This is a genomic window from Candidatus Kurthia intestinigallinarum, assembly GCF_003991225.1.
In the GTDB taxonomy this organism is placed as follows: domain Bacteria; phylum Bacillota; class Bacilli; order Bacillales_A; family Planococcaceae; genus Kurthia; species Kurthia populi.
Genome location: NZ_JTFC01000143.1, coordinates 1 through 2,073, shown reverse-complemented (window position 1 = coordinate 2,073; position 2,073 = coordinate 1). Strand labels below are relative to the sequence as shown.

Sequence of the window (2,073 nt, the reverse complement as noted above, 5' to 3'; positions counted from 1 at the left end):
ACGGCATTAGTGATGCGACGATTATTCAAACGATTTCGCAGCTTCAGGATCGTTACGGCGATAAAAAGGCAGAGTCCATTTTAGGGAACTGTGGGATTAAATTATGCTTGAACGCTGCCAATCGGACAACGGCTACTTATTTTAAGGACTTGCTTGATAAAACGACCGTTAAAGTAGATACGGAATCTGAATCGAAGCAATATGGTAAGGAGAACCGGACGAGTAGCATGAGCGAAAATGAAAGCTTTGCAGCCCGTGATTTAATGACAGCGGGCGAAATTATGCAAATGCCAGCTGATATAGGCATCATTTTATTTCAGCATAAGCCACCCATTCAAGTAAAGAAAGCCTTTCAGTTTCAATTGTTTCCTGGCGTAACAGAAAAATATGAAGTCAGTCAGTTTGATTATCATGCAAAGCCTTCAGCAGAGCAACTACAAAAGCTGACGCTCGCTCAGCAAGCATTTGAGGAAGATATTGCGAAAAAGGCAGTAGCCAAGCAAACCGAGCAGGAACAGTTGGAGAAGGACTTTTTCGGCTTTGAGGTCGTGGAGCAGGAGGTCACATTTGAAAGTGCGTTGGAGGAATTAAACGGTGACTTAAATATTTCAGGAAGTGAGCCTAATAAATGAGGTGAGCTGTAGTGAATTTCATTCAAGATAAAGTTATGGATATGTTAAATGAATGGTTAAATGATTTACTGACAGCGGTTTTTAAGTTTTTAGCAGAGGTGCTGTTTAACCATGAGGCGCTCAGTGGCTTGTTTTTAGACGTATATCGTATTTTCGCTGTTTTTGGCGGTGTGTTACTTGTGGCGATTGTGCTATTTAGAATATTGAACGCCATGCTAAATGAAGCGACCAATAATGAAAGTAATATTGCTGAAATTATCGTCAGTGCATTAAAGGCAAGTATCATGGTGTTTTTATTGCCTGTTATTTTGTACTTTGTGGTGAAAGAAATTCTGTACCCATTAATGGAATATATGTTTGTTGAAATTGCTGGCAGCTCTTCAGACATTATTACGAATTCAATTGAATCTTCCATGGTTATAGATGTATTTGGATCAGGCACGATGGCAATTACATTACTGCTACTATTTTTAGTTGTCGTGTTTATCGTGTTCACGTTCAAAATTTGCGTGTACCATGTGGACCTTATCATTTTAGAGATATTTAGTGTCTTTGCAGCGATTACCATTGCGACTGAAAACTATGATTTTAGTGAAGTGTGGTGGCGTGAATTTTTAAGCCAAATTGTTAGTATTGTTACGCAAGTGCTACTCATGGCAGCCATTGTCCAGTTGCTCGCTAACTTTAATAGTTGGTATGACTTTATGTTAATCATCGGTTGCGGTGTATTAATTATTCGTGGGCCTAGCGTACTTCGTTCTATGTGGTATTCAAGTGGAGGTGCAAAAGGCGGGATTTCTCTTGGTAAGTCAGCTACCCGTATTTCGATGATGCGACTTTTAAAATAGATAGGAGGCTAAGGTGATGAAGTGGATGCGTGTGTTACCTATTGTATTATTAACGTTTTTATTAGCAGCGTGTGGGGATAGTCAATTGAATTTAGAGGGTGAATGGGATGCAAACGGATCTGATGGTGTAGCAGGCTCTTTTGATTTTAAAAACAATGATTTGTTAACAATGGATTTTGGAGCTATGAAATTTTCTTATGAATGGGAAGTAAAAGGAAATCAATTGCATATTGTTGATAAAAAAGATGGAGAAGTAAAAAGAGATTATTTCTATGAAATTGAACAGCACGATAAAGAGAACATCACTTTGTATGAACTAGATGAGGACGGTAAGCGAGTGGAAGGTGCAACGATTAAGCTTAGTAAATAAAAATATACTTAACAAAAGTAGAAATTTCTACTTTTGTTAAGTATTAAATCGTAACTATATAATAACAAGCATCGTTATCTAAACTTGTCCAATTTATTTGATATGAACCATTAATATAAAAATGCTCATCTTTTTTTCCTGTAGGTTTAATAATTTCACCGTGAAGTAAATGACCCGAACGGAAATATGCATAGATACCGCTAGTATTGGAACCCTTATAAAA

General features: G+C 37.4%; 3 protein-coding genes and 1 pseudogene. 3 read left to right on the top strand and 1 reads right to left on the bottom strand.

Annotation, left to right across the window (positions count from 1 at the left end; translation table 11 throughout):
• From QI30_RS19260 to QI30_RS19250, 3 genes are all read left to right on the top strand, one after another.
• Window positions 1-632, top strand: a 632-nt coding sequence (locus QI30_RS19260) for a type IV secretory system conjugative DNA transfer family protein (protein ID WP_158621096.1), incomplete at its 5' end; no start/stop codon positions are given.
• An 11-nt stretch (window positions 633-643) separates the two neighbouring features.
• Window positions 644-1,480 carry a conjugal transfer protein TrbL family protein gene (locus QI30_RS19255; RefSeq protein ID WP_126992108.1) on the top strand — a complete coding sequence of 279 codons (837 nt, stop codon included), beginning with the start codon at window positions 644-646 and terminating at the stop codon, window positions 1,478-1,480.
• Window positions 1,481-1,496: 16 nt separating this feature from the next.
• Window positions 1,497-1,850 carry a hypothetical protein gene (locus tag QI30_RS19250; RefSeq protein WP_126992107.1) on the top strand — a complete coding sequence of 118 codons (354 nt, stop codon included), beginning with the start codon at window positions 1,497-1,499 and terminating at the stop codon, window positions 1,848-1,850.
• Between the two features lie 43 nt (window positions 1,851-1,893).
• On the opposite strand, the pseudogene QI30_RS21040 reads toward QI30_RS19250, so the two are convergent.
• Window positions 1,894-2,073: pseudogene (locus tag QI30_RS21040) on the bottom strand (hypothetical protein); the annotation flags it as partial.